At 61.0% G+C, this 24,320-nt stretch carries 20 protein-coding genes; 18 read left to right on the forward strand and 2 right to left on the reverse strand.

Annotated elements, in window-relative coordinates; all coding sequences use genetic code 11:
* Position 1: 1 nt before the first annotated feature.
* The 4 genes from AC3IX4_RS11825 to AC3IX4_RS11840 are packed head-to-tail and all read left to right on the forward strand — an operon-like array spanning position 2 to position 3,952.
* Complete coding sequence (locus AC3IX4_RS11825; protein ID WP_489260697.1) at positions 2 to 826, forward strand: aspartate/glutamate racemase family protein; 825 nt, start codon at positions 2 to 4, stop codon at positions 824 to 826.
* Complete coding sequence (locus AC3IX4_RS11830; RefSeq protein WP_489260698.1) at positions 823 to 2,208, forward strand: FAD-dependent oxidoreductase; 1,386 nt, start codon at positions 823 to 825, stop codon at positions 2,206 to 2,208. The genes AC3IX4_RS11825 and AC3IX4_RS11830 overlap by 4 nt, the downstream gene beginning before the upstream one ends.
* Positions 2,205 to 2,993: an electron transfer flavoprotein subunit beta/FixA family protein gene (locus AC3IX4_RS11835; protein WP_489260699.1), complete on the forward strand. Its 789-nt coding sequence runs from the start codon at positions 2,205 to 2,207 to the stop codon at positions 2,991 to 2,993. Before AC3IX4_RS11830 ends, AC3IX4_RS11835 begins: the two co-directional genes overlap by 4 nt.
* Positions 2,990 to 3,952 carry an electron transfer flavoprotein subunit alpha/FixB family protein gene (locus AC3IX4_RS11840; protein ID WP_489260700.1) on the forward strand — a complete coding sequence of 321 codons (963 nt, stop codon included), beginning with the start codon at positions 2,990 to 2,992 and terminating at the stop codon, positions 3,950 to 3,952. The genes AC3IX4_RS11835 and AC3IX4_RS11840 overlap by 4 nt, the downstream gene beginning before the upstream one ends.
* Before the next feature lie 88 nt (positions 3,953 to 4,040).
* Here AC3IX4_RS11840 and AC3IX4_RS11845 read toward each other — a convergent pair whose 3' ends face one another.
* Positions 4,041 to 4,991, reverse strand: a complete 951-nt coding sequence (locus AC3IX4_RS11845) for a LysR family transcriptional regulator (protein ID WP_489260701.1) — start codon at positions 4,989 to 4,991, stop codon at positions 4,041 to 4,043.
* Positions 4,992 to 5,088: 97 nt separating this feature from the next.
* Between AC3IX4_RS11845 and AC3IX4_RS11850 the strand changes: the two genes are divergently transcribed.
* From AC3IX4_RS11850 to AC3IX4_RS11860, 3 genes are read left to right on the forward strand one after another with little or no spacing between them, the layout of a single operon-like run.
* Positions 5,089 to 6,543 carry an FAD-dependent oxidoreductase gene (locus AC3IX4_RS11850; RefSeq protein WP_489260702.1) on the forward strand — a complete coding sequence of 485 codons (1,455 nt, stop codon included), beginning with the start codon at positions 5,089 to 5,091 and terminating at the stop codon, positions 6,541 to 6,543.
* Complete coding sequence (locus tag AC3IX4_RS11855) at positions 6,540 to 7,271, forward strand: SDR family NAD(P)-dependent oxidoreductase (RefSeq protein ID WP_489260703.1); 732 nt, start codon at positions 6,540 to 6,542, stop codon at positions 7,269 to 7,271. Before AC3IX4_RS11850 ends, AC3IX4_RS11855 begins: the two co-directional genes overlap by 4 nt.
* A gap of 22 nt (positions 7,272 to 7,293) precedes the next feature.
* Positions 7,294 to 7,869 carry a cysteine hydrolase family protein gene (locus AC3IX4_RS11860; protein ID WP_489260704.1) on the forward strand — a complete coding sequence of 192 codons (576 nt, stop codon included), beginning with the start codon at positions 7,294 to 7,296 and terminating at the stop codon, positions 7,867 to 7,869.
* An 83-nt stretch (positions 7,870 to 7,952) separates the two neighbouring features.
* On the opposite strand, the gene AC3IX4_RS11865 is transcribed toward AC3IX4_RS11860, so the two are convergent.
* Positions 7,953 to 9,806 carry a sigma 54-interacting transcriptional regulator gene (locus AC3IX4_RS11865; protein WP_489260705.1) on the reverse strand — a complete coding sequence of 618 codons (1,854 nt, stop codon included), beginning with the start codon at positions 9,804 to 9,806 and terminating at the stop codon, positions 7,953 to 7,955.
* A 394-nt stretch (positions 9,807 to 10,200) separates the two neighbouring features.
* On the opposite strand from AC3IX4_RS11865, the gene AC3IX4_RS11870 reads away from it, so the two are divergent.
* From AC3IX4_RS11870 to AC3IX4_RS11920, 11 genes are all read left to right on the forward strand, one after another.
* Complete coding sequence (locus AC3IX4_RS11870; RefSeq protein WP_489260706.1) at positions 10,201 to 11,091, forward strand: VOC family protein; 891 nt, start codon at positions 10,201 to 10,203, stop codon at positions 11,089 to 11,091.
* 82 nt (positions 11,092 to 11,173) lie between these two features.
* Positions 11,174 to 11,710, forward strand: coding sequence for a flavin reductase family protein (locus AC3IX4_RS11875; protein WP_489260707.1), 537 nt, complete (start codon positions 11,174 to 11,176; stop codon positions 11,708 to 11,710).
* A gap of 55 nt (positions 11,711 to 11,765) precedes the next feature.
* Positions 11,766 to 12,986, forward strand: coding sequence for an acyl-CoA dehydrogenase family protein (locus AC3IX4_RS11880; RefSeq protein WP_489260708.1), 1,221 nt, complete (start codon positions 11,766 to 11,768; stop codon positions 12,984 to 12,986).
* A 108-nt stretch (positions 12,987 to 13,094) separates the two neighbouring features.
* The gene (locus AC3IX4_RS11885) at positions 13,095 to 14,771 is read left to right on the forward strand and encodes a DUF1302 domain-containing protein (protein WP_489260709.1); all 1,677 of its coding nucleotides are present in this window, start codon (positions 13,095 to 13,097) and stop codon (positions 14,769 to 14,771) included.
* 9 nt (positions 14,772 to 14,780) lie between these two features.
* Entirely contained in the window at positions 14,781 to 16,151 is a 1,371-nt protein-coding gene (locus AC3IX4_RS11890) for a DUF1329 domain-containing protein (protein ID WP_489260710.1), read from the forward strand.
* A gap of 58 nt (positions 16,152 to 16,209) precedes the next feature.
* Entirely contained in the window at positions 16,210 to 17,298 is a 1,089-nt protein-coding gene (locus AC3IX4_RS11895; RefSeq protein ID WP_489260711.1) for a WD40/YVTN/BNR-like repeat-containing protein, read from the forward strand.
* A gap of 15 nt (positions 17,299 to 17,313) precedes the next feature.
* On the forward strand, positions 17,314 to 19,728 hold the full coding sequence (locus AC3IX4_RS11900) for an efflux RND transporter permease subunit (protein WP_489260712.1): 2,415 nt from the start codon (positions 17,314 to 17,316) through the stop codon (positions 19,726 to 19,728).
* 70 nt (positions 19,729 to 19,798) lie between these two features.
* Complete coding sequence (gene dmpE, locus AC3IX4_RS11905) at positions 19,799 to 20,587, forward strand: 2-oxopent-4-enoate hydratase (protein ID WP_489260713.1); 789 nt, start codon at positions 19,799 to 19,801, stop codon at positions 20,585 to 20,587.
* Between the two features lie 17 nt (positions 20,588 to 20,604).
* A complete protein-coding gene (locus AC3IX4_RS11910; protein ID WP_489260714.1) occupies positions 20,605 to 21,543 on the forward strand; it encodes an acetaldehyde dehydrogenase (acetylating) in 939 nt (312 codons plus the stop codon).
* Between the two features lie 11 nt (positions 21,544 to 21,554).
* Positions 21,555 to 22,592 carry a 4-hydroxy-2-oxovalerate aldolase gene (dmpG, locus tag AC3IX4_RS11915; RefSeq protein ID WP_489260715.1) on the forward strand — a complete coding sequence of 346 codons (1,038 nt, stop codon included), beginning with the start codon at positions 21,555 to 21,557 and terminating at the stop codon, positions 22,590 to 22,592.
* 78 nt (positions 22,593 to 22,670) lie between these two features.
* Positions 22,671 to 24,308 (forward strand): arylsulfatase, encoded by a 1,638-nt coding sequence (locus tag AC3IX4_RS11920; protein WP_489260716.1) that lies wholly within the window; start codon positions 22,671 to 22,673, stop codon positions 24,306 to 24,308.
* The last annotated feature ends 12 nt before the right edge of the window (positions 24,309 to 24,320 follow it).

The raw sequence follows: 24,320 nt of genomic DNA on the forward strand, positions 1-24,320 counted from the left end.
TATGAGCATTCGTATCTGGCACCAAAGTTTCACTGTTCTGAGCGACCTGGGTGCTTACGACGAGGCCTTGCGTGCACATTTTCGCAAGGTTGCCCGGCCGGGCACCGAGATCCATATGCACGGCATGCGTCCGGGCACTTACCGCAGTCATTATCCGGGCGATGATATCAAGTATTCGGCACTGCAGTACCTGCATGGCCTGCAGTTCCTGGCGGCGGGCATCAATGCCCAGAGTCAGGGGTTCGACGCCTATGCCATCAGCACGTTGCCAGAGCCGGTGCTCAAGGAAACCCGCAGCCTGCTGGATATTCCGGTGGTGGGGTATGGCGAATCCGCGATGCTGACTGCGTGCATGCTCGGTCGCACTTTCGGGGTCCTGGTGTTTATTGACGAGCTGGCTGAGCAGGTCACTGAAAATGCCGCGCGCCATGGCCTGGCCGGACGATTAACGGGAGTACGTCATGTTGGTTTCCGCTTTGCCGATGTGCTGGCAGGCTTCACCGATCCCGGTGCACTGATCGAGCGCTTTCGCAGCGCTGCCCGCGGCCTGATCGCGCAAGGCGCCGAGGTGATCATTCCCGGCGAAGCCCCGCTTAACGTGCTTCTGGCCAGTCATGGCATTAACGAGGTGGACGGTGTGCCGGTACTCGATTCGCTTGGCGCCTGGGTCAAACAGGCGGAAGCCATGGTCGACTTGCGTCGCGCCAATGGTACGCGCACTTGCAATCGTGGCTATTTCTCGGCTCAACCGGCGCCTGAGCGGGTTCGGGAGATCTTCGAGTTTTATGGCTTAGCCTCGTTTTTGCAGGCCGGAGATCAGGCATGAATCGTTACGAGTGTGACTTGCTGGTGATCGGTGGCGGGTTGGCGGGTTTTTGCGCGGCCCTGAGTGCTGCCCAGGCGGGTTTGCAGGTGGTGGTGCTGGAAAAAACCGCGCAAACCGGTGGCTCGTCGGCCATGAGCGGAGGTTGCCTGGCGTTCGCCGGCACTGACCTGCAGCGAGCGCATGGTATCGAAGACTCCTCGCAGCTGCTGTTTGACGACTTGGTCGATGTGGGTAAGGGCGAATGCGACGAGGCCTTGGTCAAGCTGTACACCGACCACCAGTTGGAGACCTACCAGTGGCTCAAGGATAACGGCGTGGTGTTTGCCGATGTCATCGAGGCCGCCTCAGGGCAGTCGGTGCCACGGGTGCACAATGTGGACCCGGCCGACATGGTGCGCCAACTGCAACAGGCTGCGCTGGCAACAGGTCAGGTCGAGGTCTGGCTGCACAGCCGTGCCCGGCGCCTGTTGCGCGAGGAAGGTGGTCGGGTCGTGGGGGCGAGTGTCGAGCGCAATGGCGAACCGGTCGAAGTCATGGCCCGTAAAGCAGTGCTGTTGGCCAGCGGCGGGTTTGTCCAGGACCGGGCGTTGATTCACCGCTTTGTTCCGCAATACGACAATGCGGTGTTTATCGGTGGCGAAGGCAATGAAGGCGACGGTTTGCGCATGGCCTGGGCCTTGGGCGCGGATGTTCGCGACCTGCCGTACATCAAGGGCACGTTCGGTAAACACCCGATGGACGAGCACAACCACCATGCTTGCCTGGCGGTTTACAAAGGCGCCATCGCAGTCAATCAGGACGGTCGGCGTTTTGTCGACGAGTCGCAGTCCTACAAGCTGCTCGGCGACGCGGTGATGCAACAGAGCTTTGGTGTCGGTTACCAGATCCTGGACCAGGACATCATGCTCAGCGGTGACAACCAGGTGCGTATCCTGGACTTCACCCGGCGTCTGGAGGAGGGGCTGTTCGTCGAGGCGCAGACGCTGGAGCAATTGGCGCGCCTGATCGAAGTGCCCGAGGACGTATTGCTCGCTGAAGTCGCCGCGTACAACGATGCCGTGCGTAAGGGGCAGGCACCTGAGTTCGGGCGCCAGCATCTGGTACATCAACACGGTCAGCTGCGCACCATCGAGCGCCCACCGTTCTATGCCTACCCCTCGACGGCCGCGGTTTTCGGCACGTACTGCGGCGTGATCGTCGATACCCGTCTACGCGTACTCGATGTTTTCGCCGAGCCGATAGAGGGGCTGCTGGCGGCAGGCGAGATGATCGGTGGCTTTCACGGTGCCGCCTACATGACCGGTTCAGCCTTAGGCAAGGCGGCCGTGTTCGGGCGTCTGGCCGGTGCCCACCTGGGCAATACGAGCGAGGGTGGAATATGAAAATTCTGGTCCTGCTGGCGGGAGTGGCGGATATCCGCTTCCCGTTGCATCCCATCAGTTTGAGCAGCGAGGCATTGATCCAGGAGCAAGGGTCGCCCCGACGTCTACTCAGCCCATTCGACGAGGCCGCGTTGGAAGTGGCGCTCAAACTGCGCGATGCGCGCCCTGAAACACAGATCGACGTATTGCTAATGGACGGCGCCAACAGTGAAAACCTGCTACGCAGTGTCGCGGCGTTTCGCCCCGACTCATTGCAGTGTCTGCAGCTGCAACCCTGCCAGCTGTGGGATGCCCGTCAGACAGCAGCGCAGATCGCCGGGCTGATCAAACGTAATTACCACACGCACGAACTGGTTCTGCTGGGACGTGAATTGGGCGATCTGGACGAAGGCAGTATCGCTGTATTGTTGGCGCGTCGGCTCGGCAGGCCGCAGCTGGCCATGGCGCAGATTGGCCAGTGGCAAGGCGAGGAACTGTGGCTCATGCGCGAGCGCGGCACTTGTGAAGAGTGGCTGCAGGTCGATCAGCCGTTGTTGGCCAGTGTGACCAATGACCGGCGCAATAAGCTACGTCATCCCATCATGAAAAACGTCATGCAGGCCAAGCGCATGACCTTCACCCATGTTGCTGCGTCGGCCACCGCGCGTGCGGGGCTGACGTTGTTGCAGCTAGAAACCGCGCCGGTGATACCGCGAGTCGGGCAGTGTCAGCTACTGAGCGGCGACATTGGCCAGCAGGCCAAAGCGTTGGTCGGTTGGTTAAAAGAGCAAGGGGTCAATCCATGAGCAGGATTCTAACGGTAATCCCTCAAGCCTGGGGTGCCCAGGCACTGGAGGCGGCACTGGGCGCGGCGCAGCAGGTCAGTGCCGGGGAGGCTTTTGCGGCGGTGTTGGTCAGCAGCCAGCCGAGTGCCCAGGACGCTGAGCTGGCGGCTCGGGCCGGGGCCCGGCAGGTGTATCAGTGCGTGCATGCGGCCTTGGGCGAATGTGACGAGCCGCAGGTTCTGGTGGCCGCTGTTGGCGAAGCGCTGCGGGCGATTCCCCGGCTGGGCGGTGAGGTGCCGCTGGTGTTGCTGCCACCCGGCCCGCAAGGTGAGGAGCTGGCGGCGCTGTTGGCCGATTACCTAGGGGGGCAGGCGCTGGGCCGTTGTGTAGCACTGCGGCTTGAGGGTGATGCGGTGCTGGCCGAGCGTGCGGCCTGGGGCGGGCGCATGCGCCTTTCCCTGCGGGTCACCAGCGGGCCGGCGTTTGCCTGTCTGCGAGCCGGTCGCCTGCAACTCAAGGCCGAGGCCACGGCCGATGTCTACCACATCGAATTACATGGCAGCTTGCCCAAGGCGCTGACCCTGGACAGGCGCGAAAGCGGCCAGCGCCTGCCGCCTCTAGAGGGCGCCAAGCTGGTGGTGTCCGGTGGGCGCGGGGTGAATGAACAAGGCTTTGCCTTGCTAGAGGAGTTGGCGTTGAGCTTGGGCGGAACCTTGGGCGGCAGTTTGCCGGCGGTGGATGCGGGCATGGTGCCGGTGCTGCGTCAGGTGGGCGTGTCGGGCAAGTTCGTCAGCCCGCAGATCTATCTGGCAGTGGGTATCTCCGGCACCTTGCAGCATTTGGCCGGGGTCAGCCTGGACAGCTGCATCGTGGCCATCAATCAGGACCCCGAGGCGGATATTTTCAAGGTCGCCAGCCTGGGCGTCGTCGCCCCTTGGGAAACCCTGCTGCCTGCGTTGCTTGAAGGCTTGCGCCAGTAAAGTGCTAGGCAACGCAAGGCTCGCTCGCTGAACAAAAAATGCCAGCCATCTTGGTCGGCTGGTATTTTTATTGGCCGCCGAGCGCGCCTCAGACCCGCCCGCGGCGCCCTTGCCGTACCGCGATGCTGGCACCCGAAGCCGGGCGGCGCTGAGCGTCCAGCGTGGCCAGAATGAACTCGATAAAGGCCCGGGTGCGTGGCGCAACAAAGCGTGCCTTGGGGGTCACGGTGTAGAAGTTGCGGCTGCCGGTGCTCCAGCCAGGGAACAGTTCCACCAGTTCGCCGCTGCGGATCAGCCCGTTGACGAACACATCCAGCACGTAGATCACGCCTTGCTCGGCCAGGGCGGCCTGAATCAGCGCGTCGGTGCTGTTGAAGTGCAGGCCGCCACGCGGCGTCAGTTGGTGATGCTCGTCCTCGCAGGCAAACGTCCAGTCCGACACGGTGTAGCGGCCTGCGCCGAAAATGCCCAGGCAGTGTTGCGGCTGCAAGTCCTGCGGCTGTTCGGGAGTGCCGATCCGCTTGAGTAAGCCGGGCGCGGCGCAGGCCACGTAGTGCGCCTGATACAGGGGGCGGGCCACCAGGTCGGCGTCATTGACCGAGTCAATGCGAATGGCCACGTCGGTGCCCGTGGCGATCAGGTCTTCAGCGTGGTCGGTCTGGCGCAAGGCTACGGACAATCCGGGGTGCTGCGCGGTAAAGGCCGGCAGCGCCGGACACAACAAGGCGCGGGCGAACGCCGCCGGCGACTCGATGCACAACTGCCCGCTGATTTCACCTTTCTTCTGACGAACCTGGGCCTCCATATCGGCGATCTGCTGCAGCACCTTGTTGCACTGCTCAAAGTAACCTTCGCCGTCATCGGTCAGGCGCAACGAGCGGGTATTGCGCGACAACAATGTCACCCCCAGGTAGTTCTCCAGGTTGCGCACGCTGGAGGTCACGGTGGCATTGGCGATGTCCAGCGACTCGGCGGCGCGGCTGAAACTGCCGCATTCCACCACGCGCACGAACACCTGCATTGCCCAGAGTCTGTCCATCGGTTTTCACCTTTTCCTAATAGCCCATTAGCCGCGTCACGCTCGAACCCACGGGCAGCGGTTTCTATAGTACCAGCCACCAAGTGAGGAACTACCTATGGCTGAGTTGAACTTCGATCTGATTGTTGTGGGCTGCGGTGTTGCCGGTTTGTCTGCAGCGGTGGCGGGCGCCGAACGTGGCCTACGCGTAGCGGTTCTGGAACGGGCCAGCCGTGAAGAGCGTGGCGGGCAGAGCCGCTTTACCGAGGCCTATCTGCGGATGAAGAGCCATTGCGAGGTGACCGACGATTTCGACACCTTTCTGGCCGAGCACTCCGGGTATTACCAGGACCCTGATTTTGTCGCCGAAACTGTCGCTGATCGCGCTCACTGGTCGGCTCAGACCCGTGCGCTGGGCTCGGTCGATGCCAGTGTGATCGGTACCTTTGCCGAGCAAGTTCCGGGCACCATCGATTGGTTGAAGGGCAACGGCGTGAAGTTTGACTTCCTGCCAACCCAGTTCTTGACCAGCACCCAGCCGCGTCTGTTGCCGGTGGGGGGCGGCGAGGCCATCGTCGAAGCCCTGGCGGCCAAGGCCGAGGCCCTGGGAGCGGAATTTTTCTATGAAACCTCCGGGCGCCAGTTGTTGACCGAAGGTTTTGCCACGGTCTCCGGCATTCGTGCGCTGTCACGCGAGCATGGCGATCTGGACTTTCACGGTGCCGTGGTGTTGGCCAGCGGTGGTTTTGAAGGCAACACCGAAATGCTTAGCCGTTACCTGGGGCCGCGTTCGGTGTACCTGCGTCCGGTGTGCAAGGGCGCCTATTACAACCGTGGCGAAGGCATTCAGATGGCGCTGGATGTGGGGGCCGCGCCCAGCGGCGAGTACGGCAGCTACCACGCCGAACCGGTGGACCCACGGTCGGGCATTTCCGAGCCGTCGATTTTCGTCTTCCCTTACGGCGTCCTGGTCAACAAACAGGGGCTGCGCTTCACCGACGAAGCACCGGGTACGGTCGATGCTTGGTACGAACGAGTGACACGGCAGATTTACCAGCAGGATGAAGGTATTGCCTGGGTCATTCTCGATCAGAAGGTCAAGGACGTGCCCAATTACCGCTTGGCGATCCGTACCGACCAAGCCGCGATCGAAGGCGCGAGCCTGGCCGAGCTGGCCTACAAGCTGGGTATCTGCCCAAGCACCTTGCAAGACACGGTGAGCCGCTATAACACCGCCTGCCGCCCCGGTGACTACAAGCCCTTGCAGCTCGATGGCGTGGCCACCATCGGCCTGCAGCCGCCGAAGAGCAACTGGGCTCTGCCGTTGGATGCTGGCCCGTATTTCGCTTACCCGATCATCTCCGCCAACGTCTTCACCTTCGGTGGCCTCAAGGTCGATGAGCGGGCGCAGGTGATCAACGCCGACGGTCAGCCGATTGGCAATCTCTACGCCGCTGGTGAAACCGTGGGCCTGTACTTCGGCAACTACGCCGGTGGCACTTCAGTGCTCAAGGGGCTGGTGTTCGGCCGCCTGGCCGGCGAGGCAGCGGCGCAGCAGCGGGGTGCGCAATGAAGGTCGCGATGGTGACCGGTGCCGGAGGTGCCATCGGCAGTGCGGTGTGCAAGCTGCTGGCCAGTGAAGGCTATCAGGTGGCGGCACTGGACCTGGTCGAACCGCGTGAGCTGGGCCTGAACATGCGTTTCTATTCCTGCGATGTGGCCTCACGCAATGCCGTGCGCGACGTGGTCGAGGACATTGAGGAGCAGTTGGGCCCGATCACTGCGCTGGTCAACGTCGCCGGGGTCTTGTCCACCGGCAGCGCGCTGGATCTCAAAGTTTCTGAGTTCGAACGGGTGATGCGGGTCAACGTGCAGGGCACGCTGATTCCTTGTCAGTTGGTCGGCCAGTTGATGGCCGAGCGCAAGCAGGGAAGTATCGTCAACATCGGTTCGGTGGTCGGCAAAAACGGTGGCAATGCCCGTCCGTGGCTGGATGCCAACGAACAGACGCGTGCCGGTGGCGTGGCCTATGGCATGTCGAAGTCAGCGGTTCACACCATGACTCTATTCCTGGCCAAGGAGCTGGCGAGTGCCGGGGTTCGGGTCAACGCCGTGGCTCCCGGCCCGATTGCCACCGAAATGACCACCTCCTTTCCAGACAATCTGCGGGCTCTGATTCCATTGGGGCGCATGGGCCGCGCCGAAGAAGTGGCGGCGGCCGTCAGCTTCATGCTGTCGGACAAAGCCGGATTTATCAGCGGGGAAATCCTCGACATCAATGGTGCACTGTGGTGCGACTGATTCAACTCAAGGGAAAAGCACAATGAAAAGTATTTATCTGGTTCTGGACATGCAAAACGACCTGGTTCACCCCGACGGGGCCAGTGGTAAAGGCCCACTGGGAGAGCAGGTGCGCAGTCGCGAAGTGATTGCCCGCACGGCGGCGGCCATTGCCAAGGCGCGTGCCAAAGGCATTGCGGTGGCTTATGTGCGGGTAGCGTTTTCCGACGACCATCGCGAAGCCAACCCCAACTCCCAGGTGTTCGGCCCAATCGCCAAAAACGGCATTCTGAAGAAGGATGCCTGGGGTGGCGCGGTCCATGATGAGCTGGCACCCCTGGCCCATGAGTGGGACATCGTCAAACACCGGGTTTCGCCGTTCTACGCCACTCGTCTTGAAGTGCTGTTGCGGCGTGAAGGCATCGAGCGCATTTACTGCAGCGGCGTGAGTACCCAAGCGGTGGTTCAAGCCACGGTGCGCGATGCTCACGACCGTGACTTTGACGTGGTGGTACTGGAAGACTGCTGCGCCTCGCCGTCGGCGCAGGAGCATGCAAACTCCATGGCCAGCATCGCGCGCTTTTGCAGCAGCGTTGATTCCGCCAACGCTTTCAACTGAGCTTTCGATTGATCACGCCCCGAGCAGGGCGCCTCGTTGAATGAATGGCCAGCACCGGGTGATGTCCCGGTGCTGGCCATTCACTAGGAATCCCTGGACTCGTCCAGCGATATTTTTTTCAGCCGATAGTCGAGCTGCGCACGGCTCAGTCCCAACAAGGTGGCCGCACGGGAGATGTTGTTTTCACTCAGTTGCATGGCCACCTCGATGTACACCTCTTCAATCTCGCTCAAGCGCACCGGGCCACGCTGTAGTGTGCGTTGTGCCACGGCCATCAGTTGATCGTGACTGGCATTGACCTGTTGAGCCGCTGCCACGGTCGGCGGATGGGCGTCAGGCATGCGAATGCCGATGGCCGGCCCGGTATCCCAGCTCACCGTACCGATGCGCTCGAGCTGCCCACCCAGGGCATCGAGCCCCGACAGATGGCGAATATCCAGCAAGTCGCCGTCATCGGCGAGAATGATCGCACGTTCGATAACGTTCTCGAATTCACGAATATTGCCCGGCCAGTGGTAGTCCAGAATCACTTGCAGGGCGCGTGGCGTCACGCCGGCCAGTTGCCGACCATGCAAGGTGCTCAGCCGGCGCATGACGGTGTCGAGTAGCAGCGGCAGGTCGTCCTTGCGCTCGCGCAGCGGGGCGATGGTGATCGGGAATACATTCAGGCGATAGAACAGGTCGCTGCGAAAGCGCCCGGCCTTGACCGCACTAGCCAGGTCTTCGTTGGTGGCCGCGATCACCCGCACATCGACCTTGATGGTTTTGTTACTGCCCAGACGCTCCAGGTGACCGCTTTGCAATACGCGCAGCAGTTTGCCTTGGGCGGTCATGCTCAAGGTGGCGACTTCATCGAGAAAAATCGTGCCGCCGTCGGCAATTTCAAAGCGCCCGGGACGCGGATCGGTCGCCCCCGAATAGGCGCCACGCTGCACACCGAACAGCTCTGACTCGATCAACTGCTCGGGGATCGCCGCGCAGTTGATTTCAACGAACGGGGTGTTGGCGCGCAGGCTGTTGCTGTGCAGTTCGTGGGCGAACATGGTTTTACCCACGCCACTCTCGCCCAGCAACAGTACCGTTGCGTTGGTGCCCGCCACCCGCAGGATCTTGTGCATGGCGATGTGGTAGGCGGCGGAACTGCCCACCGGACGGTCGAGGGCGGTCTCTACTGGCCGGCTATCTTCCAGTCCGAAGGGTGACTGCGCGGGCATGGCGGCGGTTTTCACCGGCTTGATCGGTTGTGCCCGACGATGGTCGGTGATCTGCGGCTGAAAGTACTTGAGGTCGTCCTCGGTGTTGTCCCATTCCTCAACGGGTTTGACGATGACCCGGCAGCGGTTATGCCCACAGCCCTGGCACTCGATTTCCCGGGCCAGTAGGCGACGGCCCATCAGGCGGCTCATGAAGCCTGAGCTGTAGCCTACTTCCATCCAGCAAATAGGGTCGGTGCTGACACCGTTGGCGGCGATATGCACATCACTCTCGACCGAGCGCTTCCAGGTGAATTCGCCGTACTTGAAGCCCTTGGCCTGATCGAACTCGATGCACACGGGCTCGACTTCGACGATGCCCGAAAGGGCGTGTAATTGACCGCCAGCGGCGCAGATATCCAGTTCATTACCAGTACCACGAGCCTGGATCGCAAGGTCAGCATCGCGTTGGCCGGTCAGGTAACCGACCCGCGTCAACAGGCCACGGGTGAATTCCACGCCGTTACTTTCCAACAGCTCCTGACGCAGTGCCCCAAAGGCTTCGACATGCATGAGCATCATGCGTTTGTCACCCAGCCAGATCAGACCTTCCTTGGGGTTGAAATAAAGTCGATCGACCAAGTCCTGCATGTCCGGGAAACGCAGGTCGGTGATGATGTTGATGCCATGTCGGCTGCGCGCATGGCGAGTGCGCTCGGTGTCATCGATTGGGGAAGTAGTCATCTGATGAGCCCATGTTTTTTATTTATTGAAGGCAAACTCGATGCCAGGCGGTCGCCAATGGCCGCCGACGCTGATGCTTGAGGTGAATGCTACGGTATCGCTTACTGGGGTTCTCGCAAGGTTTTTCTTTGCGCAATGGCAAATCACGAAAATCCTTACATGAAATTCATAACATTCTGAATTTTCGTAGCCTTTGGGAGGCTCGCCCGGAGAGCAATCGGCAAGTTTCTAACTCGCAATAGTCTCAATAACACTTTGAATATAAAGAAATATTTATTTTGGTTGAGTGAGTTTCAACAACTGGCACAGCGCTTGCTCTTGTCCTGTCAGCACTGCTCATCAACGGGTACACCCCGCGGAGCAGCTAGACAAAAATAACAAGAGGTACAGGCAAGTGGCAGAAATTCACTCATTGGCCTATGCAGGATTTGGTGTAAGCGACCTCGATAAATGGCAGTGGCTGGCCACAGACATTATCGGCATGCAAGTCGCCAGTCGCGATGAGCAGGGTCTGACCTTGCGAATGGATGAGTACGCCCAGCGGTTCTTCCTGGAGAAGAATCCGATCGACGACATTCTTGTGGCGGGCTGGCAACTGCGCTCCGAGCAGGAGCTGGAAAGCTATGTTGCCGAGCTGCGTGACAAAGGCGTTCAGGTTGAGCAACTGTCCAGGGAGCTGTTGCAGCGCCGTCGGGTCGAAAAAGCCTACAGCTGCCAGGACCCGAACGGTTTTACCCACGAGTTTTTCTTTGGCCATGCCGAAGCAGGCCTGAACGATGTGTTCCATTCGACCGTGCTCAAGGGCGGTTTCGTCACCGGCGAACTGGGCATAGGTCACATCCTGCCGTTTGCCAAGAACGGCCCGCAGACCGTGAAGTTCTACACCGACGTGTTGAAGCTGCGGGTCAGTGACTACATCCGCGAGGAAGTGCAGCCGGGCATGGTGGTCGACGCCACGTTCTTCCACACCGCCACGGGCCGCCACCACTCGATCGCCACCGCTCAGGCGCCAATGCCCAAGGTGCTCAACCATTTCATGGTCCAGGTGCAAAGCATGGACGACGTCGGCATGGCCTACGACCGCTGCGTCAAGGCGGGCATTCCGATCATTCTCGAACTGGGGCATCACCCGAATGACAAAACGTTTTCTTTTTATGCCCAAACCCCTTCGGGTTTCAATTTCGAAATGGGTTGGGGTGGAGTGGTGATCGATGATCAGCGCTGGGAAGTCAAAGCGTTCAACAAAATGAGCGACTGGGGTCACAAGCGCAACATTGTTCTCTGATCACCCGCGGCCGCCCGGCACGACCGGGCAGTGAACACGCATCGAGGGCCACTTGTGCCTGCGAAACAGCGAGGTATTCCAGATGTTAAACGCCATTCAATCGAGCAGTACGCCAGCAGTGACTGCGCCAACAGTCGCTACCGCTGATTTCTGTAAAGGCATGCGCCATCTGGCCGGTGCCTGTGTGGTGATCGCCAGCGGCAGTGACAGCGAAAGAGCCGGGTTGACCGCCACGGCGGTGTGTTCGATCACCGCCGACCCACCACGCTTGCTGATTTGCGTGAACCGCAATGTTCGCGCCCATGAGGTGATTCAGCGGGCAGGGGCTTTCAGCATCAATGTGCTGGCCCATGACCAGGAGTTCATTGCCAAACGCTTTGCCGGAATGGTCGAGGGGGTCAGTGGTGAGGAGCGCTTCGCGCAAGGTTGCTGGGAGTCGGGGGTGACCGGCGTGCCGCTGCTCGAAGACGCATTGGTCAGCTTCGAGTGCCGGCTGGAACAAGTGATACCGGCCAGCACCCACGACATGTTCATCGGCGAGGTGGTCGGCGTCCGGGGCCTGCAAGAACAGGATGGCCCCTTGGTGTACTTCAACAGCAAGTTCGCTGCGCTCAAGTGAAACCCTGACGACGTGCGACGTGCAAACACAAAAATAAATAAGAGATCACAGACCTATGAACAACTTCGTCAAGCCAACCGAGCCTGTGGATGCCCAGGCGATTCCGACCGAAGCGCAATTGTTGGAACGCGCGCGAGGGTTGATCCCGATGCTGATGGACAAAGCCGAGTCGGTGGAAAAGAACCGCATGGTGTCCAGCCAGACCATCGAGGCGTTCGTTGAAGCCGGTTTCTTCAAGATCCTCCAGCCCAAGGAATATGGCGGCTGGGAGATGAATCCCGCGGTGTTCTACAAAGTGCTGATGGAGTTGGGTCGTGGCTGCGGCAGCAGTGCCTGGAACATGATGATCCTGGGCATCCACCAGTGGGAATACGGCTCCTTGCCAGAGCAGGCGTGCCTGGATGCCTGGGGTGAAGACAACACAGTAATCACCGCTTCGTCCTACCCACCGTTCGGCAAGGTCGAAGAGGTCGAGGGCGGTTTCAATATCAGCGGCACCTGGAAAACCTCCAGCGGTTGCGATCACGGTAAATGGGCGTTCCTCGGTGGTTTGCGACGTGATGCCAACGGCACTGTGATTGATCGCATGTCGATGCTGGTGCCCAGCTCTGCGTGGGTGATCGAAGATGACTGGCATGTGTTCGGCCTGGCCGGTACTGGCAGCAAGAGCCTGGTGATCAAGCACGCCTTCGTGCCTTATCACCGCGCCCACAGTCTGATTCAGTACAACTACAGTGATCGTCCGACGCACTACCTGTATCCGTTCAATCAGATCTTTTTTGGCGCTGTATCGGCGCTGATTGTGGGCATGGCCCAGGGCGGGATCGATGAATACATCCGCCAGATGAGCGTGCGCACCAACACCACCGATGGTGGGGGCGCGGCACTGAGCCCGTATGTCAAGGATCGTCTGGGCAACGCGGTGGTCCGCGTGCGCTCGGCCCGTGCGCGTCTGATGCAGATGCTCGCCGAGAGCACCGAATACGTCGAGCGGCGCGAGCTGGTGCCGGCCTTTGACCGAGTGCACTACATGCTCGACATCGCCCGTGTCGGTCGTGATTGCGAAGAGGCGGTGATGCTGCTGTTCAAGGCCACCTCGGCCCGTGGCATTTACCTGAACAACCCGCTGCAACGCATCTTGCGCGATGTGATCGCTGCCTCCAACCATATTACCCAGAACGCTGATGACACTGCGGGCATGCTCGGGGCTTATCTGTTGGGGCAGCAATTGCCTCCGATGCTGTTTGGCCTGGAGCCGGTGTCGATCAACGACTGAATAGCTGGACCGGGAGGACGTCATTCCTCCCGGCAAGACCCGACTACCGCTTATTCGGCGGTCACTTATAAAAACAAAAATACGGCTTACTGTCGCAGAGGTCTTTTAATGTCTAAACATCAGAATCGAGTGCCCGGCTCCCCGCGGGTGGTTGGGCAGCGTCTACGACTTACTCGGCTAACGGCAGCCTTGCTCGGCTGTTCAGTGTTATCAAGCGCGTACGCAGCTGATTTCGATACCGGCAACCCCGACCTGAAGGTCCGCTTCGATACCAACGTTAAGTACTCCAACGCCTGGCGCGTCAAGGACCAGCACGACAAGCTGGTCGCGGACTCGAATCTGGATGATGGCGACCGTAACTTCGACAAAGGCATTATTTCCAACCGCCTGGACCTGTTCTCGGAGTTTGACGTCTCTTACCAGAAGGTCGGTGCGCGTGTCAGCGGCGCGGCCTGGTATGACGATGTGTACAACAAGGGCAACGACAACGACTCACCGGGCACGATCAACGCCTTCAGCGTACGTCACGACCAGTTCACCAAGGATACGCGCGACCTGCACGGGCGTGACGCGGAGTTCCGCGATGCGTTTGTCTACGCCAACTACGATCTGGGCGATGAAATGTGGGGGGTGGCGCGCCTGGGCCAGCATTCGTTGCTATACGGTGAAAGCCTGTTCTACGGCGGCAACGGTATTGCCGCTGGCCAGCAACCGATCGATGCGGTACGTGCGCTGACCGTACCCAACTCGCAGTTCAAAGAGCTTGGGCTACCGGTCAAACAGTTCTCCACCCAACTGCAGATCACCCCGACCGTTTCGGTCGGTGGTTACTACCAGTTCGAGTGGGAACGTACCCGTATTCCTGGGGCGGGCAGTTATTTCAGCCCGGCCGACCTGCTCGACGAAGGCGGTGAAAGGATCGTCGTGGGGCGCCTTGCCGATGGTGCGCCAGCAGCGTCGTTCTATCGCGGCAAAGACATCGAGGCGCGGGACTCCGGTCAGTGGGGTGTGCAGTTGCGTTACCGCTCCGAGGCACTGGACACCGACTTCGGCCTGTACGCCATCAACTACCACGACAAGAACTTCCAGGTGCAAGTGCGTCCCGGGATCAACGCGGGTGCCCGCGCCGACCAGATCGGCGAGTACATGCTGGTGTTCCCCGAAGACATCAAGGCCTATGGCTTTAGCGCCACGCGTGGCATCGGTGACGCCAACGTTGCCTTCGAGGCGTCGATTCGTGACAACGCGCCGTTGGTCAGTCTCACACTGACCGACCTTGCCGGTAACGCCAGCAATGATCACGACCGGCTGTACGCCGTCGGCAGGACCGCCCATGCGCAGATCAACACGATCTACGTCATGCCGACCTCCAGCCTGTGGGATGGCGCCAGCCTGCTCGCCGAGTTGGCGTGGAACCGCACCCTCAGCGTCGATAAGAACCCGCAGAATCTGGACCCCAACGGTACCCGCGACGCTACTGCGATTCGTGCCGCGTTCATCCCGCAGTACTTCCAGGTGTTCGACGGCATCGACCTATCGGTGCCAATGGGTGTGAGCTACGGCATCGACGGTCGCTCATCGGCGGTCGGCGGCTTCAGCCAGGCCAAGGGCGGTGACTACAACATCGGCCTCTCCGCAGACTACCTCAAGCAAGTCACGATCACTCTCGCTTACACCGGCTACTACGGGCCGTCGGCGCCGATCAACATCAACGGTATCAAGACCTTCAAGCAGACGAACGCCGACCGCGACTTTGTCGCCTTCAGTGTCTCCCATACCTTTTGAGTATTTGTCATGCACAAGAATAAGATCACTCAATTGCTCGCCTGCCTTACCCTTTCACTGTCGGCCTCGGTCACCCATGGTGCTGTCAGTGGTGCCGAGGCGCAGGCGCTAAAAAGCTCCTTGACGCCGCTGGGTGCCGAGCGCGCCGGTAACGCTGACGGCAGCATTCCCGCCTGGACCGGGGGCTACACTCAGGTACCGGCCGGCTTCCAGGAAGGGCACCGCGCCTTCGATCCGTTCAAGGATGACAAGCCGCTGTACAGTGTGACAGCCGCCAACATGAGCCAATACGCCGACAAACTCACCGACGGCGTCAAGCAGCTGCTCAAGGACAATCCACAGACCTTCAAGCTCGACGTCTACCCCACTCGCCGTACCGCGGCGGCGCCGCAGTGGGTCTACGACAACACCTTAAAGAATGCCACCCAAGCCACCCTGGAAGCCGATGGGTTGGTGGTCAAGGGCGCCTATGGTGGTGTGCCGTTCCCGATTCCGAAGAGCGGCAACGAGGTGATGTGGAATCACCAGACGCTGTGGCGCGGCGAGGCAACTCACAGCAAGTACAAGGTGTGGACCACCACCACCGATGGCCAGCGCGTGCTGGCCACCGCGGCGATCGACGAAGGCCAGTACCCGTACTATTACAAGGAGCTGACCGCCGAGACGGCGCCAAACCCGAACTACATGCTAGCCATCCAGCTGACCTATGCACCGGCATTTCGCGCGGGTGAAGCGCTGATGGTGCACAACGTCACCGACTACGTAAAAGGCCGTACCCTCTGGCAATACCTGGCCGGCCAGCGCCGCGTGCGCCGCGCGCCGAGCATCAACTTCGACACGCCCAACGCTGTCGCCTCGGGGGTCAATTTTGTTGACGAAACCTTCGGCGGTGCCGGTTCGCCGGAACGTTACGATTGGAAGCTGATCGGCAAGAAGGAAATATTGATCCCCTACAACAACAACGCGCTGCTCACCCATGGTGACGAGGACGTCATGGATAAGCGCCACGTCAAACCTGACTTCATGCGTTGGGAATTGCACCGTGTCTGGGTGGTCGAGGCGACCCTCAAGCCCGGCAAGCGCCATGCTGTGCCCAAGCGCATGTTCTATTACGACGAGGACAACTGGGGCAACGCCAGCATCGACGGCTGGGACGCAGAGGGCACGCTGTGGCGTACTGCACTGACCACCCCGTTTGCCGCCCCGGACATCCCGGCCACCGTCAACTACTGCACCGGCTTCTTCCATGACCACCGCACCAAGGCGTGGATCTATAACTGCGCCTTGGGCGATGCCGGCGACGAGCAGTACCAGATCGTCGAGCGCCGCCGCGACAGCTTCTTCGCACCTGAGTCGCTGACCAAAATGAGCGCACGCTGATCTTCCCTGCGACCTGCCCTGGTACAGGGCAGGTCGCCAGACTTACCGGAGGTTTACGGTGAATAACAAAAAATATGGTCTGGCCTGTGGGCTCGTTCTCAGCGTGCTCGGCTGGTTTGCGCAGCCCGGCTTCGCAATCGATGCCGCGCCCGATAAGGGCGCGCCCGATACGCTGAAACAGAAGGCTGCGTTCAGTGCGCTGGCACCACGCTCGGCGCTCAACGCCATCGCCCAGGCTGGCGAGCGTCTGGTCGTCGCCGGTGTGCGCGGCCACATCCTCTACTCCGACGACCAAGGCCAGCACTGGAAACAGGCCAACGTGCCGGTGTCGGTAAGCCTTACGGGGCTGTGCTTCGCCGATGCCAGTAGCGGTTGGGCGGTCGGTCATCGCGGGGTCATCCTCAAAACCGAAGATGGTGGCCAGAACTGGATCCTGCAGTGGGACGGCTTCCAGGCTGCCCAGGCCATTGAGCAATTGAGTCGCAACGATCCTGAGCGTATCGACGAAGCTCGTCGGCTGGTCGAGGAGGGGGCTGACAAGCCGTTCCTCGCCGCGCAATGCCTGAGCGCACAGCAAGTTGTCGTGGTAGGTGCCTATGGTCTGGCCTTTTCTACCGTTGATGGCGGCAAGCACTGGACGCCGGTGACCGAGTTGCTTGAAGGCAGTGATTCACATCACCTTAATGCCGTGCAACTGCTTGCCGGGCACCTTTATCTGGCCGGCGAGCTCGGCGGCCTGATGTGCATTGACACTCAACTTCGGCATTTCACTCGGCTCGAGCAACCTTACGACGGCAGCTTTTTCGGCCTGCTCGCAACGGCCAATAACAACCTGTTGGCCTTTGGCCTGCGCGGGCACCTGTTTCGTTCCGCTGACCAGGGCGCCAGCTGGCAGGTCGTGGCATTGGCAACCAGCAAGAGCCTGACCGCCGGCACCCGCCTGGCCGATGGCAGCCTGCTGTTGGCCGATGAGTCCGGTACCGGCTGGTTGAGTCGTGACGATGGGCGCACGTTCACGGCAGTCAATGCGCAACAGCGCTTTCCTCTGATCGCATTGCTGGCGACACGCGATGGCGGCAGCCTCGCCGTCGGTACCAACGGCATCACCCGCTTCCCGCCGAGCGCGTTGCGCCAGGCCGGCCTGTAGAGAAGGTTACTGACCATGGCTATCAGTTCATCCGACGGCTTCACCGCCATCGCTTCGCTGGCGGATTTCGACAAGCGTTCAGGCAATCGCCTGGAGAGATTGTTGTTTAATCATCGCATTCTGGTCATTAGCGTGTGCCTGTTGCTGACGCTGCTGCTGAGTTTCAGCGCCAGCCAGGTTCGGCTCAATGCCAGCTACCTGAAGACGATACCTGCGCATCATCCCTTCACCCTCAACTACCTCGAGCACGCCGGTGATCTCAAGGGGGCCGGCAACGCCCTGCGCGTCGCCGTGGCCATGCGCGGCGAGGGCGACATTTTCAGTGCGCAGTACATGGAGACCCTACGCAAGATCAACGACGACCTGTACCTGTTGCCAGGCGTCGACCGCGCCTTCATGCGCTCGCTGTGGACTCCCGCGACACGCTGGCAGGGAGTGACAGAGGAGGGTTTCGATGGCGGTCCGGTGGTGCCCGACGGCTTCGATGGCAGCCGCGAGAGCCTGGAGGCCCTGCACGCCAACGTCGAGCGCTCCGGGGAAATCGGCCAATTGGTCGCGCCTGACCTGCGCTCGACCATCATTTACCTGCCCTTGCTGGACGTAGACCCCAAGACCGGTCAGGCACTGGACTACAAAACCCTTACCGATGGTTTGGAGCAACTGCGCCAGAAGTATCAGGCCGGGAGCGTGGACATCCACATCATCGGTTTCGCAAAAGTCATGGGCGACCTGATCGAAGGGCTCTATGCGGTGCTGGCGTTCTTTGCCGTCGCGGTGCTGATCACTTCGGCGATCCTGTATTTGTTCACACGTTGCGTGCGCAGCACCTTGGTGGTTCAAGGCTGCACGCTGATTGGCGTGACCTGGCTGCTCGGCTTGTTGCCGTTGTTGGGTTACGAGCTCAATCCCTATTCCATTCTGGTGCCTTTTCTGGTCTATGCCATTGGCGTCAGCCATGGTGCGCAGAAGATGAACGGCATCATGCAGGACGTCGGCCGTGGTACGCACAAACTGATCGCTGCGCGTTATACCTTTCGCCGCCTGTTCGCTGCCGGCATGACCGCACTGCTGGCCGATGTGGTCGGCTTCACCGTGCTGACCATCGTTGATGTACCGGTGATCAGGGAGCTGGCAATTATTGCCAGCCTGGGCGTGGCGATTCTGGTGTTCACCAACCTGGCGCTGTTGCCAATCATGCTCTCGTTCACCGGCGTCTCACCGCAGGCCGCGGCCCGTAGCCTGCGCCGTGAAGGAGAGGGGGCCCGGCCACCGCTCCTGGTCAGCACTTTCGAGCGTTTCACCCAGCCGCGCGCAGCGGCGGTCGCCATTGGCTTGGCGCTGCTGATCGCGGCGGCTGCGGTGTTGGTGGGCAAGGAGCTGAAGGTCGGTGACCTCGACCCTGGTGCGCCCGAGCTGCGCGCCGACTCGCGCTACAACCGCGACAACCAGTTCATGATCGAACACTACCAAGCCAGCAGCGATGTTTTCGTGGTCATGGTCAAGACGCCTGCAGGGCAGTGCATCAATTACGACACCTTGCGCAAGGTGGAGGAGCTCGAATGGCGGCTGCGACAACTGCCGGGAGTGGAAACCACCAACGCTATTACAGGGCTGGCGCGCAAGATCAACGTCGGCATGAACGAAGGCAACTTCAAGTGGGATGAGCTTCTACCCAACCAGGCCATGATTAACGCAGCCGCCATACGTGCGCCGCGCGAGCTGTTCAACGGTACCTGCGACTTGTTGTCGATCTACGCCTACCTCAAGGACCACAAGGCCGACACCCTGGCCGCCGTGGTGCAGACCAGCGAACACTTCGCTCAGAGGTTCAATGACGAGCAGGCGAAATTTATCCTGGCGGCCGGTAACGCTGGCATTGAAAGCGCTACCAATATCGTGGTGAAGCAGGCCAACACGCAGATGCTTCTCGGGGTTTACCTGGCCGTGACGCTGCTGTGCTTTCTCGCTTTCCATTCCTGGCGTGCTGTGGTCTGCGCGGTGTTGCCGCTGATCCTGACGTCACTGTTGGCCGAAGCCTTGATGGTCAAGCTGGACATGGGCCTGAAGGTCTCCACCTTGCCGGTCGTAGCGCTGGGAGTTGGCATCGGCGTCGACTATGGGCTCTACATCCTCAGCGTCATGCTGTTTTGGTTGCGCCGTGGCGCCACTCTCGCCGTGGCGTATCGCCAGGCGCTGCAGTTCACCGGCAGGGTAGTGGTGTTCACCGGCCTGACCCTGTCCCTGGGTGTGGTCACCTGGGTGTTCTCGCCGATCAAGTTCCAGGCCGACATGGGCGTGCTGCTGACCTTCATGTTCCTTTGCAACATGTTGGTGGCGTTGATTCTGGTGCCAGCGCTGGCCTGTTTTCTGTTGTCCCCCTCCAAACCTGCCGCCGAACCGGCCGCCGTTGTCAAGGAGTCCTGTGCGTGAACCATGAGCCATTTAATAAAGCCGCTGCTTATGAGCGCATTTTCGCCACAGGTTGGCAGGAGTAATGAACGTGAATGATTTTTCCGTGGATATCGACCGACTGGGCGACCGGCTCTTCACCGCGCTGCGCGAGGCCCAGGCCATTGCGCCGCTGACCGAAAGTCATCCGCAACTGACGCTGGAGCAAGCCTATGGCATCCAGCAACGGCTGATTGCCCGGCGCCTGGACAGTGGCGAACGGCTTATCGGCAAGAAGATTGGTGTTACCAGCCAGGCCGTGATGGACATGCTCGGGGTCAACCAGCCGGATTTCGGCCAACTCACCGATGCCATGGTGGTCGAGCAGGGCGCCTCGGTGCCGATCGCTCGGCTGATTCAACCCAAGGCCGAGGGCGAGATCGCTTTCGTACTCAAGCATGACTTGGTGGGTCCCGGGGTGACGGTAGCGGATGTACTGCGCGCCACCGAGGGGGTCATGGCGTGCTTCGAGATCGTCGATTCACGCATCCGCGACTGGAAGATCAAGATTCAGGACACCGTCGCGGACAACGCTTCATGCGGCGTATTCGTGCTGGGCGACCGCCTGGTTGATCCGCGCCAGCTCGATCTGTTTACCACCGGCATGGTGCTGGAGAAAAACGGCCGCATCGTCGGCACCGGCGCTGGGGCCGCGACCATGGGCTCGCCGGCAATCGCCGTGGCGTGGCTGGCCAATACCTTGGGCCGGCTGGGGATGAACCTCAAGGCCGGGGAGGTGATTCTGTCGGGTGCGCTGTCGGCGATGGTGCCAGTGGTGGCCGGGGACAACTTGCGGGTGAGCATTGCCGGTATCGGCAGTTGTTCCGTGCGCTTTGACTGACATTGCGGAGAATATTCATGAGCAAGAAACTCAAGGTTGCCATCGTCGGCTCCGGCAACATCGGCACCGACCTGATGATCAAAGTAATGCGCAATTCCCGGTACCTGGAAATGGCTGCCATGGTCGGCATCGACCCTGGCTCCGACGGCTTGGCCCGTGCCCAACGCATGGGTGTGACGACCACCCACGAAGGTGTTGAAGGGCTGATTGCACTGCCGGAATTCGATGAAATCGATTTTGTCTTCGATGCCACCAGTGCCGGGGCCCATATCAAGAATGACGCGAGCCTGCGCGCGGCCAAACCTGGCATCCGCCTGATCGACCTGACCCCCGCAGCCATCGGCCCGTACTGCGTGCCGGTGGTCAACCTGGAACAGAACCTCGACCAGCTCAACGTCAACATGGTCACCTGCGGTGGCCAGGCCACCATCCCGATGGTCGCAGCGGTGTCGCGCATCGCCAAGGTGCATTACGCCGAAATCGTCGCCTCGATCGCCAGTAAATCCGCCGGTCCCGGTACCCGCGCCAACATCGATGAATTTACCGAAACCACCTCCAAGGCTATCGAAGTAATCGGCGGCGCAGCCAAGGGCAAGGCAATCATCGTGATGAACCCGGCCGAGCCGCCGCTGATGATGCGCGACACGGTGTTCGTGCTGTCCGAAGCGGCTGACCAGGCTGAAATCGAGGCCTCCATCGTCGAGATGGCGGCCGCCGTGCAGGCCTACGTGCCGGGTTATCGCCTGAAACAGAAAGTGCAGTTCGACGTTATCCCCGAAGACGCGCCGTTGAACATTCCTGGCCTGGGAACATTTTCTGGGCTGAAGACTTCGGTGTTTCTCGAAGTCGAAGGCGCCGCCCATTACCTGCCAGCCTACGCCGGCAACCTCGACATCATGACCTCCGCTGCCTTGGCTACCGCCGAGCGTATGGCGCAGTCGATGCTGAACGCCTGAGGAGCTATCTGATGACTTTCAATCCCGGCAAAAAACTCTACATCTCCGACGTGACCCTGCGTGACGGTAGCCACGCGGTGCGCCACCAATACTCGCTGCAGAACGTGCAGGACATCGCCCGGGCCCTGGACAAGGCCAAGGTCGACTCGATCGAAGTGGCCCACGGCGACGGCCTGCAAGGTTCCAGTTTCAACTACGGCTTCGCCGCCCATACCGATCTTGAGTGGATCGAAGCGGCGGCCGATGTCATCAGTCACGCCAAGATCACCACTCTGTTGTTACCTGGCATTGGCACGGTTCACGATTTGAAGGCCGCCTACAACGCCGGTGCCCGGGTGGTGCGCATCGCCACCCATTGCACCGAAGCGGATGTCTCGAAACAGCACATCGAGTACGCCCGCGAGCTGGGCATGGACACCGTCGGTTTCCTGATGATGAGCCATATGATCCCGGCCGAGCAGTTGGCGCAACAGGCCAAGCTGATGGAGAGCTACGGCGCGACCTGCGTATACATGGCCGACTCCGGCGGGGCGATGAACATGCAGGACGTGCGCGCGCGTTTCCGTGCATTCAAGGCCGTGCTCAAGCCGGAAACCGAGACCGGCATTCACGCTCACCACAACCTGAGCCTGGGGGTGGCCAACTCGATCACCGCGGTCGAGGAAGGTTGCGACCGTATCGACGCCAGCCTGGCCGGCATGGGTGCTGGGGCCGGCAACGCGCCGCTGGAAGTATTTATCGCCGCCGCCGAACGCCTGGGCTGGAACCATGGCACCGACCTCTACAACCTGATGGACGCTGCCGACGACATCGTCCGCCCGCTGCAGGACAGGCCGGTGCGCGTCGACCGTGAAACCCTGGCCCTGGGCTATGCCGGGGTCTATTCGAGCTTTCTGCGCCACGCCGAAATCGCTGCGGCCAAGTACGGCCTGAAGACCCTCGACATCCTGGTCGAACTGGGCAGGCGCCGGATGGTCGGTGGCCAGGAAGACATGATCGTCGACGTCGCGCTGGATTTACTGAAGGGTGGTGACGTGCTGTCGACGTAAGCCGTCGGCCTGGTCTTGCCAACCCGGCAACGACGGGAGCGTTACTGGGTCGGCGTCACAACAATAAGAGAGTTCGCCATGACACCTTTGAAATGCTTGGCCTTGCTGGCTTGGCTGCTGCCGACGAGTACCTTCGCTGCCGGCCAACCCAACATCCTGATGATTCTCGCCGATGACCTCGGCTTCTCCGATATCGCCAGCTTCGGCGGCGAAATTGCTACCCCCAGTCTCGACCAACTTGCCCGGCAGGGCGTACGTTTTAGCAGCTTTTACGCGGCGGCGGCTTGTTCGCCAACGCGTTCGATGCTGATTTCAGGCACCGACAGCCATTTGGTCGGGCTGGGCAGCATGGCCGAAGTGCTGCCATTTTCCCCGCGTGTTCAAGGGCGGCCGGGCTATGAGGGCTATCTCAACCCGCGTGCCCAATCCATCGCGCAGCGGCTCAAGGACGGTGGCTACGTCACCTACATGGCCGGCAAGTGGCATCTCGGCAAGGCAGCGGGGCAGGGCCCGGAGGCCTGGGGCTTCGACCACTCGTTCAGCCTGCTCGACGGCGGTGCCAGCCACTTCAAACCGCTGGCTGGCTCGCAGGTGCGCATCGAGAATGTCAGCTACCGAGAGGACGGCAAACCAGTCGATCTACCGGACACCTTCTTCTCCAGCAACGCCTACACCGACAAGCTGATCGGCTATATCGACGCCGGACGCAGCAGTGGCAAACCGTTTTTCGCCTATGCGGCCTACACCGCGCCGCACTGGCCGTTACAGGCGCCAGACGCCTACCTCGACAAATATCGCGGTCGCTATGCCGGTGGTTATGACGTGATCCGCACCGAGCGCTTGGCGCGGCTCAAGCAGCTCGGTCTGTTCGCGCAGGACTTCCCGCCAGCGGCTCCTGCCGATGTGCCGGGCAAGCGCTGGGCACAGCTGAGCGATGCCGAGCGCGAGGTCGAGGCCCGCAAGATGGAAATCTACGCGGCGATGGTCGAGCACCTGGACATGAACATCGGTCGATTGATCGCTTACCTCAAGCAGATCGGTGAGTATGAGAACACTCTGATCGTGTTTATGTCAGACAACGGCGCCGCAGGCGAGGACCACGCCAAGGGCTATTCACCGAACGATGCGCATACGAATAACGCCTTGCCCAATCTCGGGCGCAAGGGCTCCAATGTGAGCTACGGGTACCGCTGGGCTGAAGTCAGCTCGACGCCGATGAGCCTGGTCAAGGGCACCAGCGCTGAAGGCGGTATTGCGGTGCCGGCGATCATACGTCTGCCGGCCAAACTGGGCGCTGCACAAGGACGCATCCTGCACGGCTATGGGCGGGTTGACGACCTGGCGCCGACGTTCCTGGCCGTGGCTGGTCTACTGACCGGCGACGCACCCGCCGGCAAGTTACCGTTTACCGGTCAGTCGCTGCTGCCAATGCTGACCGGCCAAGCCCCAGGACGTACCCCGCAGGTCGCCGGCGAGTTGTTCGGTCAGCCCTATGTGCGCGATGGCGACTGGAAACTGGTTTCTGCCTATGCCCCGGATGGCACGCCCCCCAAACCCGATCAGCCTTATCGCTGGCGCTTGTTCAACCTCGCCAGCGACCGAGGCGAAACCCATGATCTGGCCGCTGAGCAACCCGATCGGGTGACCACACTGAAGGCCACATGGCGGCGCTATGTCGAGTGGGCCGGCGTGGTCGAGCCACCCGCACAACCCTGACTCTCTTAAGGA

Source organism: Pseudomonas sp. KH_021 (genome assembly GCF_057838865.1).